Genomic DNA, 15,245 nt, shown 5'->3' on the forward strand with positions numbered 1-15,245 from the left:
TATGGAGGTTTCCCATGCAGGCACGTGCGCCCCTTTTTACACCGGTTCTGATCGTTGGCTGCGTGATCATTGTCGCAAGCTTCGCGATCCGCTCGGCCTTTGGCGTCTTCCAGATTCCAATTGCGGAAGAGTTTGGCTGGCTGCGCGCGGAGTTCTCGCTGGCGATTGCCATTCAGAACCTCGCCTGGGGCATCGGGCAGCCCTTGTTTGGGGCGCTGGCCGAGAAAATCGGGGATCGCAAAGCGATCATCCTCGGCGCCATAATCTATGCGCTGGGGCTTGTGCTGTCGGCCTATTCCGTCACGCCCATCGAGCATCAGCTATACGCCTGGCTGGTGGGCTTCGGCATTGCAGGCACTGGCTTTGGTGTGATCCTAGCGGTCGTCGGCCGCGCCGCCTCGGATGAGAACCGGTCGATGTCGCTGGCGATTGTCTCGGCGGCGGGCAGCGGCGGGCAGATCTTTGGTCCGCCGATGGCGCAATGGATGCTGGGGTTCATGCCTTGGCAGAGCATCTTTTTGATCTTCGCGCTCTCGATCATCCTTGTTCTCCTGCTCTTGCCGCTGATGCGTGCGCCGCAGCTTGCCACCCGCACAGAGCTGGAAGAGAGCATGGGCGAGATCCTGATCAAGGCGTTCCGCGATCCGTCCTACACGTTCATCTTCCTGGGCTTTTTCTCCTGCGGTTATCAACTCGCCTTTATCACCGCGCATTTCCCCGCCTTTGTTGAAGAGCTGTGCGGACCGATTGCACCGGGTGGCATGCTGGACAGCATGGGCGTGAGCACAACCTCCGCCCTCGGAGCCGTGGCCCTCTCGCTGATCGGCGTGGCCAACATCGGGGGCACCTTGCTGGCCGGGTGGCTTGGCAAGTACTATTCCAAGAAGTACCTGCTCGCCGCGATCTATGTGGGGCGGACGGTGGCTTCAGCGCTCTTCATCATGTTCCCGATCACGCCCACCAGCGTGATCCTGTTCGCCATCGTCATGGGCAGCCTGTGGCTTGCGACGATCCCTCTGACCTCAGGGCTGATCGCGCACATCTACGGGTTGCGTTACATGGGCACACTTTATGGCATCATATTCTTCAGCCACCAGCTGGGCAGCTTCATGGGCGCCTGGCTGGGCGGGCGGATGTATGATGTCTACGGTGATTACACGCTGGTCTGGTGGATCGGTGTAGGCGTGGGCGCGTTCAGTGCGATCATTCACCTGCCCATCCGGGAGCGCAGGCTGGAAGGTTTGCGCACCGCCTAGGCTGTCTCATGGGCAAAACTGTTGATCTGCTCCAGAACATCCAGCGTGTGCGAGTAGGGCAGGCCATGGCCCGCACCGGTGATCACAGCGCTCCGCATCTCGTCGTTCCATTGGCTGAGCACCTGTGATGAGCTGAGTGGGATGACGATGTCCTCTTCCCCCCAAATGGCCAGCACAGGAACGCCTGCCTGCTTCAGCCGTTGTTGTTCGGCTTGCATCTCATCGGACAGCAGCCCGCGCAGGCTCTCCCGGACGGCGGGCACAAATCCACGCCAGTTCAATTCGGCCTCCTGCAGCGCATTGATGCCCTCGACACTGCTGGGCTGTTCAGCCTCGGCCTGTAGACTGTTGCGCAGAACGGTTGGATAGCGCACCAGCATCAGCCACGTCCCGATCACCGGGGTGCGCGCGGCAAAGGCGACAAGCCCCGTCACAACGGGCTCAATCCCCGCAGGGGCCAGCAGGATCAGCTTGCGCAGGCGTTCGGGCTTTGTCGCGGCAAATTTGGTGGCAATGGCCCCGCCCATGGAATAGCCGATCAGCGTAATATCATCCTCGACACCCTGATCCGCCAAGAGATCATTGAGCTGGGTCTGGAAAAACGCATGGTCCTGTGCGCCCGCCGGACGATCGGAAAAGCCGCGCCCGTAGAGATCATAGACCAACACGCGAAACCCCATGCGCGCCAGGCCCTTCGCCAGCCCTCCCCAGACGAAACTGGGCGTGGTCAGCCCGTGGACGCAGACCGCCACCGGCCCGTCGCCAGTGCCGTACCAGCGATAGTGCGTGACCCCCTGGGACAGGTTGGCAAAGCTGCCGGGCGCCTTGGTGCGGGCCTTGGCGTTCATCGGCTTGCGGGTTGCTTCGATCACAAGCGGGATTGCGATCAGGGCCGCAAAGATCAGGTAAGCCCAGATCATCTGCCTGCCTTCCATTGGTCGAGGATGTAACGGCTCGTCATCAGGTCGAGATGCGCGCCGCCGCCGTTCTTGAAAATCGTGATGTCGTCCGCAGTTTGGCGCATAAAGGCATCAAGCGTGTAGTAATCGGCGATGATGTCCGCCTGGGTGATCGCGCCGGTTTCGAGCGGGATCTTGATCTCGCCGATATGGCCGACGGTGGTGTCGACGCTGTCGACGAAGAGCCGCCCACGCTGCAAGGCTGTGTCGTCCAGCTCGCGCATGTCCGGACGGTACGCACCGATCAGGTCGAGATGCTGACCCGGGCGCAGCCAATCGCCGTGGATCAGTGGTTCGGTCGACATGGTGGCCGATGTGATGATGTCAGCAGCCTTGACCGCCTCATGCAGCACGGGGGCAATCATCAGATCGGGGATGTCAGCGGCCAGTCTCTCGGCGTTCTCCCGGGTCCGGTTCCAGACCGTGAACCGCGCGTTTGGAAAGGCAGCGCCATAGGCCGCGTGCAACCCGCGTGCTTGTGTTCCTGCACCAACAATCAGGATGTTTTCGCTGTCAGCACGGGCAAGACGCCGCGCGGCCAGCAGGCTGTCTCCTGCGGTTTTCCACTTTGTGACGAGGTGAAAGTCAACGATGGCCTCCAGCGTGCCGTCGCGATCCGAGAACAGCATGACCCCACCGTTGATTGACGAGATCCCCCGCGTCGTATTGCCGGGAAATACGGTGGCGGACTTGACAGCGAGGCCGAGCCCGTCGATCCACGCCGCGCGGTTCAGCAGTGTGTCTTGGTCGCGGTAGAGGAAGCTGTCCGCAATCTCGGCCTTCGGTCGGTTGTGCCCGTCGGCCAGCGCGTCGGTGAGGGCGATCCAGTCAAGCAGCGCGTCGCCCTCGGCAAAGGATATGACGGGCGCGGTCACGCCGCTTCGGCCTCGGTCAGCAGGCCCGCCTCAACGAGACGCGCCGCCCAACCCGCAGGCCCTTCGAACAAATGCGTTTGCCAGCCGCGTGATGCGGCCGCGGCGATGTTGTCGTCTCGATCATCGGTGAAGATCAGATCGGACCCGCTCAGGCCCGAGGCCTGTTCGAGTTGCGCATAGATATCCGGATCGGGCTTGGTCACGCGCATGTGGCCGGAGATGAAATCGCGATCGAAGTGCCGCAGAAAGGGGTAGTGCGTTGCGGCGTAGTCATAGCTTTCGACGCCAAAGTTCGTAAGCGAGAATACCGGCGTGCCCTTGCGCTGAAGCGCCTTCATCAGCCGGACGGAGTGATCAATGACCGGGGAGGCCATCTCGATCCAGCGGTCATGCCACATGCGGATTTCGTCCCGCCATTCCGGTGTGGCGTCAGCTTGTGCATAGATCGTCTGGGTGAAGTGTTCGCCCCGATCGACACGGTCGTTCATGCCGTGCAGATCAACCGCGTCAAACATCGCGCGGCGGCGGTCTGGCCCGATGACGGCGTCGTAAAACCGCTCGGGCTGCCATTCGATCAGCACATTGCCGATATCAAAAACCACCGCTTTGGGGTGCATGCGCGCCTCGTCAAAAGTCTTTTTATATCAATCAGTCGCCGTCGCAGACCGCAGGGCCCGCTCCAATGCATCCAGAAAACGCGAGCGGTCGGCTTTTGTAAAGCCCTTGCCGCCGCCTTGGCGGAAGGGATCGGCGGCGCGCAGATCCGCCATCAGGTCACGTGTGGCCAGAACATTGCCGATGTTCGCCTGGGTCAGCGCCTCGCCATTGTGTTTGAGAACCCTTGCACCCGCCTCGATGCATTTCGCCGCCAGGGGAATGTCGCCGGTGACGACCACATCCCGTGCACCGCAACGCTCGGCGATCCACATATCCGCCACATCCGGTCCGTCCGGCACGATCACCGTCTCGACCAGCGGGTTCTGCGACGGGCGTAGCCCGCCGTTGGAAACCACATACATCTGCACCTTGTGCCGCGTGGCAACCCGTTCTGCCTCGGCTTTCACCGGGCAGGCATCCGCATCGATGTAGAGCGCCGTCATGCGTAGAGGGCGTCGGCGTGGAAGGCCACGTGTTCCTCCATGAAAGTGGAGACGAAGAAATAGCTGTGATCATAGCCCGGCTGCATCCGCAGCGTGGCCTGTTGCCGCCGTGCGGCTGTTGCTTCGGCCAGTGCTTCGGGCTTCAAGAGATCAATGAACTGATCGTTTGTCCCGGTGTCGATCAGGATCGGCCCATCAAACCCCTTCTCCCGCATCAAGAGGGTCGCATCATGCGCCGCCCATGTCTCTTCATTGTCCCCCAAATATGCAGACAGCTGCTTGCGCCCCCAATCGCTGGCGGTCGGATTAGAGATCGGCGCAAAAGCCGAGACCGAGCGGAAGCGCCCCGGCAGCGACATTGCCATGGTCAGCGCGCCATGCCCGCCCATGGAGTGCCCGGTGATTGCCTGGCGGTCCATATCTACGGCAAAGGAATGATCGAGCGCTTTGGTGAGTTCTTCGGTGATATAATCCCACATCTGGAAGTGCCCAGCCCATGGGTCTTCGGTGGCGTTCACGTAGAACCCGGCGCCCTGGCCCAAATCATAAGCCTCGTCATCGGCCACGCCCTCGCCCCGGGGCGACGTGTCTGGGAAGACAAGCCCAATGCCTTGCTCCGCCGCCCAGGCCTGCGCGCCGGCCTTGGTCATTGCATTTTCATGGGTGCAGGTCAGCCCCGACAGGTACCAGAGCAGCGGCACCGGGCCATCCGCTGCCTCCTGCGGCAGAAACAGCCCGAAGGTCATGTCGCAGGCGCAGACTTTGGACGCATGCGTATAAACGCCTTGGGTTCCGCCAAAGCAGGCGTTTTCTGAGATGGTTTGCATGGGCGGGCTCCTCGGATTGAACTCCTCTGATGGCTACCGCGCGGGCGCGGTTGCGGCAATAGCCACCTTAGGTTGGGGCGACCGTCGCGATGATCCCGCTGACGGTCAGGATGCTGAGCACGGTCGATACGAGGATTGCGGCTGAAACGCGGTGGGGCGCGACACCGTAGTGCTGGGCCAGGATGTAGACATTCCCCGCGACGGGCAGCGCCGCGGCGGCGATGATCACTGCGGCGAAGTAAGGGTCGGCTGGGAACAGGTAGAGCACACCGACGGCCACGAAGAGCGGGTGGAGACCCAATTTGCAAAAGCTCAGCCAGCCTGCGATTTGGAGCCGCTCTGCTGATTTGCTCGCCAGCGAAGCGCCGATGGCGAAGAGGGCGCCCGGCGTGGCTGCGGCGCCTAAAATGGCGAGGAATTCATTCGCAGGCGCGGGGATAGGCAGGTCGTAGACCGACCAGATCAACCCCGCACCAATCGACATGATCATCGGATTCTTGACCAACCCGAGGCCGACGGTGCGAAACACACCGAGGCCGAGCCGCCCGTCGCGCGAGCCGGTGATCAGGATCACAATCAGGCTGGAGAAGACGATGAGGTCAACTGCAAGCGCCATCATGATCGGGCCAATCGCGGCCTCTCCAAGCAGGAGCGTGAGCATCGGCACGCCGAGAAAGCCAACGTTTCCAATGGCGGCGCATTGCGCTTCGACTGCCGTGGTGGCCACGTCGAGCTTGCGCAGGTACCCCACCAATGTCGCCACGAGATAGACGGCAAGTGTCCCGATCAGGTAGCCCGCGACCAGGTTGCTGTCCCATACTTCCTCAAACGACAGGTTGGCCGAGAAGCGGAACAGCATCGCCGTCAGGGCAAAGTAGAACACGAATTTGGTGAGATAGGCGGTGGCTTCTTCGGTGAAGAACCGCGTGTAGCCCGCCCAGTACCCCAGACCGATCAGTGCAAAGAAGGGGACGGTCTTGAGAAAGATATCAACCATATGAGGTTGTTAGAGACTGTGTGGCGGCTCCGCAAGCTAGCCCGAGCCGATCAATACGCCCGCGCCGAAAACCAGTGCGCCGCCACAGACCACCTGCAGCGTGGCGCGCCAGAAAGGGGTTTCCATGTAGCGGTTCTGAATCCATGCAATGGCCCAGAGTTCGACAAAGACAACCGCAATCGCGAGCGTGGTGGCTGTCCAGAAATCAGTGATCAGGTAGGGCAACGCGTGGCCAAGCCCTCCGACGGTGGTCATGATGCCGGAGGCGAAGCCGCGTTTGATCGGTGAGCCGCGCCCCGACAGCTGGCCGTCATCGGAGGCTGCTTCGGTGAACCCCATGGAAATCCCCGCGCCGACAGAGGCGGCGAGCCCGACCAGAAAGGTCGTCCACGTGTCCTGCGTGGCGAAGGCCGTGGCGAAGATCGGGGCGAGCGTCGAGACGGAGCCGTCCATCAACCCGGCCAGGCCCGGCTGTACCCACGTCAGCAGGAACTGGCGGTGCGCAGTCTTGTCTTCGGTTTCCCGTGCATCGGTACCAAGGTGTTTGGCCTCGAGGTCACTGGCGGCTACCTGGTGACCCGCTTCTGCCGCCGCAAGATCGCCGAGCAACCTGCGGGTCTCCGCATCCGTCGTCTGCGCCGCGGCGGCGAGGTAGAAGGTCTGCGCGTCCCGCTCCATTGCTTCCGCTTCGGCACGGATGCGGTCAAGCCCGAGGTTTTCGACCAGCCAGACAGGGCGCCGGTGATAATACCCCGCGATATGCTCTCGCCGGATCAGGGGGATAACCTCGCCAAAGCGCGCTTGATGAACATCGATCAGCCGTTGACGATGTTGGTCTTCCTCTTCCGCCATACCGTCGAACACCCGCGCGGAATCGGGGAAATCGGGCCGCAGGTGCTCGGCATAGCCTCGATAAATCCGCGCGTCATCCTCTTCCGAAGAGATCGCTAATGCGAGAATTTCCTGCTCGCTCAGATCGCGGAAGCGTTTGTGGGAAAAGGGAAATCGCATGGCTATAGCCTTCAAGTTTAGAATCATTCTAATGTGATGCGAACACATCGGCAACAGGCTTTGCGCAAGGTCAGGCCGGATTTTACTTGGAACTGAACCGTTCGGTTTATACTGTGGAGGAGCTTGACCGGGGGGCCTATGACAGCAACAGCCGAAATCATCCGCAAGGGACGCAAGTTCGATCAGGTCCTTGAGGGTGCGCGGCAGGTCTTCATGGCAGACGGGTTCGAGGGCGCCAGCGTTGATGAGATCGCGCGGGTCGCCAATGTCTCGAAGGCCACGCTTTACAGCTATTTTCCGGACAAACGGCTTCTGTTCATGGAGGTGGCCACCACCGAATGCCAGCGACAGGCCGACGACGCCCTCAGCAACATCGACATGAGTGCGGCGCCAGAGCAGGTCTTGCAACAGACGGGGCGGCACTTCCTGCGGTTCATCACCTCGCAGTTCGGCCAGCAGATCTTTCGGATTTGCGTAGCGGAGTCAGACCGCTTTCCGGAACTGGGCCAGAAGTTTTATAACTCCGGCCCGGCGGTGATGCGCGCCGAGATGGCTGCTTACTTCGAGCAGGCAGAGGCGCGCGGGGAACTGAGGATCGAGGACCGCGTCTTGGCCGCGGACCAGTTCGGCGAGCTCTGCAAGGCGGATGTTTGGCCGCGACTGATCTTTGGCATGACCAAGGTTGTCACGCCCGAAGAGATCGAGCGCGTGGTGAATGGCGCGGTGAAGACATTCATGGCGCGCTATGGCGCTTAAGACCGTTTGACGGCGCGATGAGGCTGCGCCAGTCACCCAGCTGACATCTGAGGGCTTGATTTGTGCGCTGAACGGCGCAAAGCTGGCGCAATGAACATCCCGGTGCCACCGTCCAACAGCCTGCATCAGTTTCCATCGCAGCAGGTCGCCTTCCACCGCACAGAGCTTTCCGTGATCTTGTCTCTCTATGGCCGGTTTGTGGCCGCTGGAGAATGGCGCGACTATGGGATTTCCTGCCTCCGAGACGTGGCTGTTTTTTCGGTCTTCCGTCGCACAGCAGAGAACCCAATGTACCGTATCGAAAAGCGGCCGCGGATGCGGGACAAGCAAGGGATGTATTCGGTTGTCGGAATGGATGGCCAGATCTTGCGGCGTGGGCATGATTTGAAGACGGTGCTGCGGGTGCTCGAGCGCAAGCTAATCCGCGCCGTCGAGTAGAAACCTGTCAAGCGGAGGCCCGTTCCGGGCCACATGATATCTGCAACCGCCTCCGGCGCTTGCGTCTGGCGCATAGGTCGGCGTCAGGTCAGAGCCAAACGTTTGTGTGATGTAACGGGCCCGTCGCCCTGCATGGCGATGCGGGTGATTGCTGCTTCGATCGGTTCTTCCGCGACGGCCATATGCCCGGCGTTCGCGTGCAGAAGCGTCCCGGGAGACTGGACCCATGCGACATGCCCCTTCCAGAACAGCAGATCGTTGCGTTCGTATGGGGTGCCGGGTGGCAAAGTTGTTCCGAGGGATTCTTCCTGTTGATCGCTGTCGCCCGCGCAGGGCAGAGCACAGGCCAAACAGGCGACCTGCACCAATCCAGAACAATCGATGCCCCACACGCTGTTGCCCCCCCAGAGATAGGGCGTACCAAGGAAGAGCTCTGCCACCGCGACCGGGTCGGTGGCGATATCGCTGACGCGGTGCAGATGCTGGCGCGGAATGTAGCCGAGCTCAGTTTCTATGAACGTGGCGGTTTCGGTGCGTGCGGTCACGCGACTGCCAAAGGAAAGGCTGTGGCATTCGGGCGATTTCATGTCTGCCTCTTGATAGGCATGCGTCGCGCGGGCCGTGACATGGTGGGTCGGCTGCTGCGGCGGCCCAAGAGCCATGTCGGTGACATAGCCGCAATAGCCGTCTTTGGTTGCGCGGATCAGGCTCCACCCTCCGGCGCGATGCAGGACGGTGACTGCATCGCCATAGAGCAATTGCCGGTCGCGAGGTCCGTCCGGCGCGCGCAGCAGATCGGCAAGCGGCGTGGAGATCTGCATGGGCTCTGACAGTGTTGCCAAAGCCGGGTCCGGCGTTGTGCGTCGGTCACTCACGGGGCGGACATCCCGGCGATAACGCGCAGCAGGGCGCGGGTGGCCTGCCCGACACCGCCCTTCGGGCGCCCGGGCGCATCATTTGGCTGCCACCCGTAGATGTCGAAATGCGCATACGTCGTTTGTTCGACGAAGCGGCGCAGGAAAAGCGCGGCTGTGATGGAGCCCGCAAAGCCACCCTTCGGCGCATTGTCGAGATCGGCGATGCCCGGTTCGATCAGTGAGTCGTATGGGGTGTGGAACGGCATGCGCCAGACCGGATCAGCTGTGGCTGCGGCTGCAGTTTCAAGACGGTCAACAAAGCTTGGATCGTCGCAATAGTAAGGCGCGAGATCCGGGCCAACGGCCACGCGCGCCGCACCGGTCAGCGTGGCCATGGAAACGATGAGATCGGGGTCATCCTCCTGCGCGAGCGCCAGCGCATCGGCGAGCACGAGGCGGCCCTCAGCGTCGGTATTATTGATCTCGACCGTGAGCCCCTTGCGCGACGTCAGGATATCGCCGGGCCGGAACGCGTTGCCTGAGACGGCGTTTTCCACGGCCGGGATCAGCACGCGCAGCTGAATGGGAAGCCCGCTGGCCATGATCATCTGCGCGAGACCGAGCACCGCCGCCGCGCCCCCCATGTCCTTCTTCATCAGGCCCATCGACGCGCCGGGCTTCAGGTTCAGACCGCCCGTATCGAAGCAGACCCCCTTGCCCACCAAGGTAATCTGCGGCCCGGCATCGCCCCAGTGCAGATCGATCAGACGGGGCGCACGGTTCGCGGCCCGACCGACGGTGTGGATGAGCGGGAAATTCTGGGCGAGAAGGTCTTCGCCAAGGGTGACCATGATCCGCGCGTCATGCTGTGCGGCCAGATCATGGGCCGCTTGTTCAAGATCGTCGGGGCCCATATCGGATGCAGGGGTGTTGATGAGATCGCGGGTCAGTGCCTCGCCGGTGGCGATCGCCGCAATGGCGTTTGCATCAATGCTCTCGGGGGCCACCAGCGAGGCTGCCATAGGTGTCTGGGTCTTGTAGCGATCAAATCGATACCCTGCCAGCAACCAGCCAAGGGCTTCAGTTTCGGCCACATCCTCGGGGAGCCCCGAGGCGATCTCATACGCGCCTTTGGGCAGCTTGGAGGCGGCGGCGGCGAGGTGAAAGCGCGCGCGCGCGCGGGTCTTTTCGTTGCCGAAACCCACCAGAGCGCCTGCCGGCGCACCATCGGCCCCCGGCACCGAGACGGCCTGCCCCAGAGCTCCAGTGAAATCCATCGCATCGATCCACGCGCCGATTTCCGAAGGCTGAGCCTTGCGCCAGGTTTCGAAATGGTCCTGATCAACGATGTGCAGGGGGCGTGTGGGCGTGGAGGGGTCGGCGAAGAGGGGAAGCGGCATGGGCGCGGGCCTTGTTTGGAGCGTTGTGCTCAGCCTAGCCTGTCGCGCTCGCCGCGCAAGGTATCAGATGGTGATGTCCTGCAGGTCCCAAATGGCGGTCAGCGATTGCTCGCCAATCCGAATGAGCCGCGCGAGGGTCGCCGCGACGGCGGGGCCATCTCTTGCGTCAATAGCGCAGATGACGTCGCCTGCCACACGGGTCAGCGCATGCATTCCGATCTGATCGCCGATGGCGATGAGCGAGCGTGCGCATTTGCGCAGCTCATCCATGTTGCTTGCTGTGTGAAGACGGCTGCAGTGAGACAGGCGCAAGGCCATTTCTTCCATGGCCCGGCAAACCACGTCTTCGGCCCCGGCCTCGCCGAGTTCCGCATAGAGCGCGGCCAGTCGATCTTGATCGACGTGCACAGTTTCTTTCAGCCCAATTTTCAGGACTTGATCCATCAGACTCACCCTTATAAGCCCCCACGGCACGTGACCGTTATGCCGCGCAAACCTATCCAAAGTGTTGAGACCACGGGCGCTTTTCCCTCGAATTCTATGTGAATTCGGTATAGTTCAGCCCTCAAAAAAGACGAACGGGACAGTTATGGATGACGTAAAACCGCTGCCGAGTTACCTGGTGCAGCGCTATCACGGCTGGAAGGCGACGGGGTATTCCGAGAACAAGGCCTGGTATCGCCATCTTGCGACCGAAGGGCAGCACCCGCGCGCGATGGTGATTTCCTGCTGTGACAGCCGGGTCAATGCGATCTCGATCTTTGGCGCGGATCAGGGCGAGTTCTTTATCCATCGCAACATCGCCAACCTTGTTCCACCGTACCGACCGGATGGCGACTATCACGGAACCTCTGCAGCGGTCGAATACGCGGTGGACGTGCTGCACGTGGCACATCTGATCGTGCTGGGGCACTCGAATTGTGGCGGGGTCAAAGGTTGTATCGAGATGTGCCGCGGGAATGCGCCAGATCTGGAAGAGGAAACCAGTTTCGTTGGGCGTTGGATGGATATCCTGCGCCCGAAGTACGACCTCGTGGCGGATGAGAAAGACGCGATCACGCAAGCGCAACTTCTTGAAAAGCAAGCGGTTCTGGTCAGCCTGGAAAACTTGCTGACCTTTCCCTTCGTGAGCGAGAAGGTTAAGGGCGGCGGGCTCACGTTGCACGGTCTATGGACAGATATCGGCGAAGGCGGGCTTGAATACTTCGATCCCCGCAAACAGGCGTTTCAAACCGTCTAAGGACATGCGCCCGCATGGCGGGGCAAGGAGCAGTGCATGGAACAAATCCTCTCATTGGCGGCAACAAACCTGCTGTCGCCGATCATCCTGTCCTTCGCCCTTGGGCTTGCTGCAGCACTTGCGCGGTCCGACCTGAGCGTGCCGGAGGCGGCGGCCAAGGCGCTGTCGATCTACCTGCTCTTTGCCATCGGCTTCAAAGGGGGGGTGAGCGTATCGGCCCACGGGATCGACGTGAAACTGGGGCTCACGCTGATCGCTGGCGTGATCCTTTCCGCCGCTCTGCCGCTGATTGCCTTTGCCCTGCTTCAGGTGATGACACGCCTCAGCCGCCTGGATGCGGCCGCGGTTGCGGCCCATTATGGCTCGATATCCATCGTAACCTTCGTCGCGGCGACCTCGGTCCTTGAGAGCAGCGGGATCGCATCGGAAGGTTATATGGTCGCGGTGGCCGCCGCTATGGAGGCGCCTGCGATCCTCTCGGCACTCTGGCTGATCTCACGCAATGGCACTGGCCAGCGGATGGACAGCACTCTTTGGCGCGAGATTCTGCTCAACGGCTCCATCGTTCTGCTTGTGGGCTCGTTCTTCATCGGCTGGGCGACGGGCGAAGAGGGGCTGAAGGAAATCTCGAGCTTCATCGTGGCGCCGTTCAAGGGCGTGCTTTGTCTCTTCCTGCTCGATATGGGGCTGGTCGCCGGGCGGGGGCTGCGTGAACGCAGGGACGTGCTGCGTCCTGGCGTTCTGGCCTTTGGCCTTCTGATGCCCGTGATCGGCAGCCTCTGCGGGCTGGGGGCGGGGCTGTTGCTGGGGCTCTCAAGCGGTGGCGTCGCACTGATGATGGTGCTCTCGGCCTCGGCCTCCTATATCGCGGTACCCGCGGCCATGCGCGTGGCGCTGCCTGAGGCAAATCCATCCATCTATCTTACGCTGTCGCTGGGCGTGACTTTCCCCTTCAACCTGACACTTGGCATCCCGCTCTATGTTGCGGTGGCCACAACCATGACAGGAGGTTGACCCATGCAAACCCATCAGGCCAAACGGGTCGAGATTACCATTGAAGCGATCATGCAGTCGCGGCTGACCGAGGCTCTGCTCTCGGCGGATGTGACCGGCTTTACTGTGCTGCCGGTTCTGGGCGGCTCGGGACGCTCCGGTGCCTGGACCCGCGCGGGAGAGATCGGGCGGGCCAGCGGCATGGTACAGGTCATCTGTATCATTCGCCCTGAGAGGCTCGACAAGCTGCTTGAGGCCGCCTTCGACGTCGTCGAGCGGCACATTGGCGTGGTCACAATTGTTGACTGTGGAGTGCTTCGGGCCGAGCGGTTTTAACACTTTGTAAACCAAAATTAAGGAATCCTCGCGGGCATGAACCGTCGCACCGTTTCGATTCAGTTGCCTGCTGATCTAGCGCTTGCAGTTCACGATCTGGCGACGGAGCAGGAAGGCACCGTGGCGAAGATCGTGGAAGAGGTGCTTGTTGCGCACCTGGCTGCCCACAAAAGTTCGAAAAAGAAGTCTGAAATTGTCGATCCACGGTTGGTTTTTGCCCTACAGAAACTGTTGTTTCGCGACATGGCGGAGGCCGACAGCTGGGATGATCTGGACGAGCGGCTGCGTCGTCATGGGTACTTTTTGAGAATTGCCTGGGGTGGGTTGTCCCTGCACACCGAGACCAGCGGGCAGAAGCTCTGCAACACCGCGGATCTGGGCTTTTCCTATGTGACGTTCCTGCGTCGCTTCGGTCCGGGCAAGCCGAAAGACCCGCGCGCAGACTAGGCGCTGCGCAAAACCGCTGTGCCGGTTCACTCTCCATTGACAAGTCACCATCAGCTCGGCTTGTTGCACCGGGGCATTGGATTGAACTGGCATCATGGAGACTTTCGATGCAGATTTTTCGCTGTGCCCTGGGTGGGGCGGCTTTGGCTATTGGAGCCACTGCCGCGTTGAGCCTTGAGTTGGCCGTGCTCGCGTCCTGCTACACCCGTATCTATTCCGCAGACCACCTGGAGGCGCAGCCTGCGCAGAATGTGGTCACCCTGGCGTTGTCACTCCGCCTTGAGGAGGGGTTTGCAACGGTGCGTCTCACCGGCACGGACCGCGCTGGCCGGTCCGGATTTTTGTCGTTCATGTGCCACGAAAGCGCGTCGGGGATCTATGCGGATGGCTGCAACACTTTGGAAGGGGACAGCCAGATTTGGATACAGCCGCAGGAGAACGGGGATCTCTCGATCAGGACGCGCAACGTGTTTCTCTCTGACATCGGGCAGGGGATCGACTATCTCGATGATGTCGAGGGGCACTATCGTTTCTATCTGGAAGAGGGGCCGCACTCCTACGAACCCAATACGGGGCCGTTTTACACATTTCGGCTGAGCCCTTCCGAACCTGCGGACTGTGTCGAGGCCGGGTGAACGAAAACGCCCCGCCAGCGATGCGCAGGCGGGGCGTTGTCATCTGATGTGGAGCGCGCTCAGCCCTTCTTGAGGATGCGGTTGCCCAGCAGCTCGGCAATCTGCACGGCGTTCAGCGCCGCGCCCTTGCGCAGGTTGTCAGAGACGCACCAGAAGTTCAGGCCGTTATCAATCGTGCTGTCCTGTCGGATGCGGCTAACGAAGGTCGCGAAGTCACCAACGCATTCGACCGGAGTGACGTAGCCTGCGTCTTCACGCTTGTCGATCACCATCACGCCCGGTGCCTCGCGCAGAATCTCGCGCGCCTCATCCTCGTCCAAGTGATCCTCGAACTCGACATTCACCGATTCCGAGTGGCCCACGAAAACCGGCACGCGCACACAGGTGGCCGTGACCTTGATGGACGGATCGACGATCTTCTTCGTCTCCACCATCATCTTCCATTCTTCCTTTGTGTCGCCCGAATCCATGAACACATCGATCTGCGGTATCACGTTGAAGGCGATCTGCTTTTGGAACTTCTTGGGCGGCTTCTCATCGGTCGGGTTGTAGATCGACTTGGTCTGATCCCAGAGCTCATCCGCCCCTTCCTTGCCCGCACCGGACACCGATTGGTAGGTCGAGACCACAACGCGTTTGATCGTCGCGCGGTCGTGCAGCGGCTTCAGCGCCACGACCATCTGCGCGGTCGAGCAGTTGGGGTTGGCGATGATATTTTTCTTCGCATAGCCCTCGATGGCGTCCGGGTTCACTTCCGGAACAATCAGCGGCACATCCGGATCATAGCGGTAGAGCGAGGAGTTATCGATCACGACACAGCCCGCCTTGGCCGCCTTGGGCCCGTACGTCTTGGTCGCCTCGGCGCCGATGGCAAAGAGCGCAATGTCCCAGCCGGTGAAATCGAACGTGTCGAGATCCTTCGTCTTGAGCGTCGTCTCGCCAAAGCTCACTTCCGTACCCAGCGACCTGCGCGACGCAAGCACGGCAATTTCGTCCACCGGGAAGTGGCGTTCGGACAGAATGTTCAGCATTTCGCGGCCCACATTGCCTGTGGCACCCGCAACAACGACGCGGTAACCCATCTCATTTACTCCGATTCAGGTGATGGTCCGCGCCTC

General features: G+C 61.3%; 19 protein-coding genes. 8 read left to right on the forward strand and 11 right to left on the reverse strand.

Features of this window, described 5'->3' with window-relative positions:
* The first annotated feature begins 14 nt into the window (after positions 1–14).
* Complete coding sequence (locus tag ACVC7O_RS00840; protein WP_458324214.1) at positions 15–1,256, forward strand: MFS transporter; 1,242 nt, start codon at positions 15–17, stop codon at positions 1,254–1,256.
* Here ACVC7O_RS00840 and ACVC7O_RS00845 read toward each other — a convergent pair.
* From ACVC7O_RS00845 to mbfA, 7 genes are all read right to left on the reverse strand, one after another.
* Positions 1,253–2,176, reverse strand: a complete 924-nt coding sequence (locus ACVC7O_RS00845) for an alpha/beta fold hydrolase (protein WP_458324215.1) — start codon at positions 2,174–2,176, stop codon at positions 1,253–1,255. The genes ACVC7O_RS00840 and ACVC7O_RS00845 overlap by 4 nt on opposite strands.
* Complete coding sequence (locus tag ACVC7O_RS00850; RefSeq protein WP_458324216.1) at positions 2,173–3,090, reverse strand: ornithine cyclodeaminase family protein; 918 nt, start codon at positions 3,088–3,090, stop codon at positions 2,173–2,175. Before ACVC7O_RS00850 ends, ACVC7O_RS00845 begins: the two co-directional genes overlap by 4 nt.
* Positions 3,087–3,707 carry an HAD family hydrolase gene (locus ACVC7O_RS00855; protein ID WP_458324217.1) on the reverse strand — a complete coding sequence of 207 codons (621 nt, stop codon included), beginning with the start codon at positions 3,705–3,707 and terminating at the stop codon, positions 3,087–3,089. Before ACVC7O_RS00855 ends, ACVC7O_RS00850 begins: the two co-directional genes overlap by 4 nt.
* 27 nt (positions 3,708–3,734) lie before the next feature.
* Positions 3,735–4,190: a YaiI/YqxD family protein gene (locus tag ACVC7O_RS00860; protein ID WP_458324218.1), complete on the reverse strand. Its 456-nt coding sequence runs from the start codon at positions 4,188–4,190 to the stop codon at positions 3,735–3,737.
* On the reverse strand, positions 4,187–5,017 hold the full coding sequence (gene fghA, locus ACVC7O_RS00865) for an S-formylglutathione hydrolase (protein WP_458324219.1): 831 nt from the start codon (positions 5,015–5,017) through the stop codon (positions 4,187–4,189). Before fghA ends, ACVC7O_RS00860 begins: the two co-directional genes overlap by 4 nt.
* Before the next feature lie 67 nt (positions 5,018–5,084).
* Positions 5,085–6,014: an AEC family transporter gene (locus ACVC7O_RS00870; protein ID WP_458324220.1), complete on the reverse strand. Its 930-nt coding sequence runs from the start codon at positions 6,012–6,014 to the stop codon at positions 5,085–5,087.
* Between the two features lie 36 nt (positions 6,015–6,050).
* Positions 6,051–7,025, reverse strand: coding sequence for an iron exporter MbfA (gene mbfA / locus ACVC7O_RS00875; RefSeq protein ID WP_458324221.1), 975 nt, complete (start codon positions 7,023–7,025; stop codon positions 6,051–6,053).
* A 138-nt stretch (positions 7,026–7,163) separates the two neighbouring features.
* Here mbfA and ACVC7O_RS00880 point away from each other — a divergent pair, with 138 nt between their 5' ends.
* On the forward strand, positions 7,164–7,781 hold the full coding sequence (locus ACVC7O_RS00880) for a TetR/AcrR family transcriptional regulator (RefSeq protein WP_458324222.1): 618 nt from the start codon (positions 7,164–7,166) through the stop codon (positions 7,779–7,781).
* A 90-nt stretch (positions 7,782–7,871) separates the two neighbouring features.
* Entirely contained in the window at positions 7,872–8,219 is a 348-nt protein-coding gene (locus ACVC7O_RS00885) for a DUF2794 domain-containing protein (protein ID WP_458324223.1), read from the forward strand.
* A gap of 83 nt (positions 8,220–8,302) precedes the next feature.
* Here ACVC7O_RS00885 and ACVC7O_RS00890 read toward each other — a convergent pair whose 3' ends face one another.
* The 3 genes from ACVC7O_RS00890 to ACVC7O_RS00900 form a co-directional block, all read right to left on the reverse strand.
* Entirely contained in the window at positions 8,303–9,040 is a 738-nt protein-coding gene (locus ACVC7O_RS00890) for a C40 family peptidase (protein WP_458324224.1), read from the reverse strand.
* 50 nt (positions 9,041–9,090) lie between these two features.
* On the reverse strand, positions 9,091–10,476 hold the full coding sequence (locus ACVC7O_RS00895) for a leucyl aminopeptidase family protein (RefSeq protein ID WP_458324225.1): 1,386 nt from the start codon (positions 10,474–10,476) through the stop codon (positions 9,091–9,093).
* A 63-nt stretch (positions 10,477–10,539) separates the two neighbouring features.
* Entirely contained in the window at positions 10,540–10,920 is a 381-nt protein-coding gene (locus ACVC7O_RS00900) for a hypothetical protein (RefSeq protein ID WP_458324226.1), read from the reverse strand.
* A gap of 145 nt (positions 10,921–11,065) precedes the next feature.
* On the opposite strand from ACVC7O_RS00900, the gene ACVC7O_RS00905 reads away from it, so the two are divergent.
* The 5 genes from ACVC7O_RS00905 (at position 11,066) to ACVC7O_RS00925 (ending at position 14,127) form a co-directional block, all read left to right on the forward strand.
* On the forward strand, positions 11,066–11,716 hold the full coding sequence (locus ACVC7O_RS00905) for a carbonic anhydrase (protein WP_458324227.1): 651 nt from the start codon (positions 11,066–11,068) through the stop codon (positions 11,714–11,716).
* Between the two features lie 36 nt (positions 11,717–11,752).
* Positions 11,753–12,730 (forward strand): sodium-dependent bicarbonate transport family permease, encoded by a 978-nt coding sequence (locus tag ACVC7O_RS00910; protein ID WP_458324228.1) that lies wholly within the window; start codon positions 11,753–11,755, stop codon positions 12,728–12,730.
* Between the two features lie 3 nt (positions 12,731–12,733).
* Positions 12,734–13,045, forward strand: coding sequence for a P-II family nitrogen regulator (locus ACVC7O_RS00915; RefSeq protein ID WP_458324229.1), 312 nt, complete (start codon positions 12,734–12,736; stop codon positions 13,043–13,045).
* Positions 13,046–13,081: 36 nt separating this feature from the next.
* Positions 13,082–13,492, forward strand: coding sequence for a hypothetical protein (locus ACVC7O_RS00920; RefSeq protein ID WP_458324230.1), 411 nt, complete (start codon positions 13,082–13,084; stop codon positions 13,490–13,492).
* Positions 13,493–13,599: 107 nt separating this feature from the next.
* Positions 13,600–14,127 carry a hypothetical protein gene (locus ACVC7O_RS00925; RefSeq protein WP_458324231.1) on the forward strand — a complete coding sequence of 176 codons (528 nt, stop codon included), beginning with the start codon at positions 13,600–13,602 and terminating at the stop codon, positions 14,125–14,127.
* 59 nt (positions 14,128–14,186) lie between these two features.
* Here the strand turns inward: ACVC7O_RS00925 and ACVC7O_RS00930 are convergent, their stop codons facing one another.
* Positions 14,187–15,209 carry an aspartate-semialdehyde dehydrogenase gene (locus tag ACVC7O_RS00930; RefSeq protein WP_458324232.1) on the reverse strand — a complete coding sequence of 341 codons (1,023 nt, stop codon included), beginning with the start codon at positions 15,207–15,209 and terminating at the stop codon, positions 14,187–14,189.
* Positions 15,210–15,245 lie beyond the last annotated feature (36 nt).

The sequence above is a fragment of the Roseobacter cerffii genome, assembly GCF_054226325.1.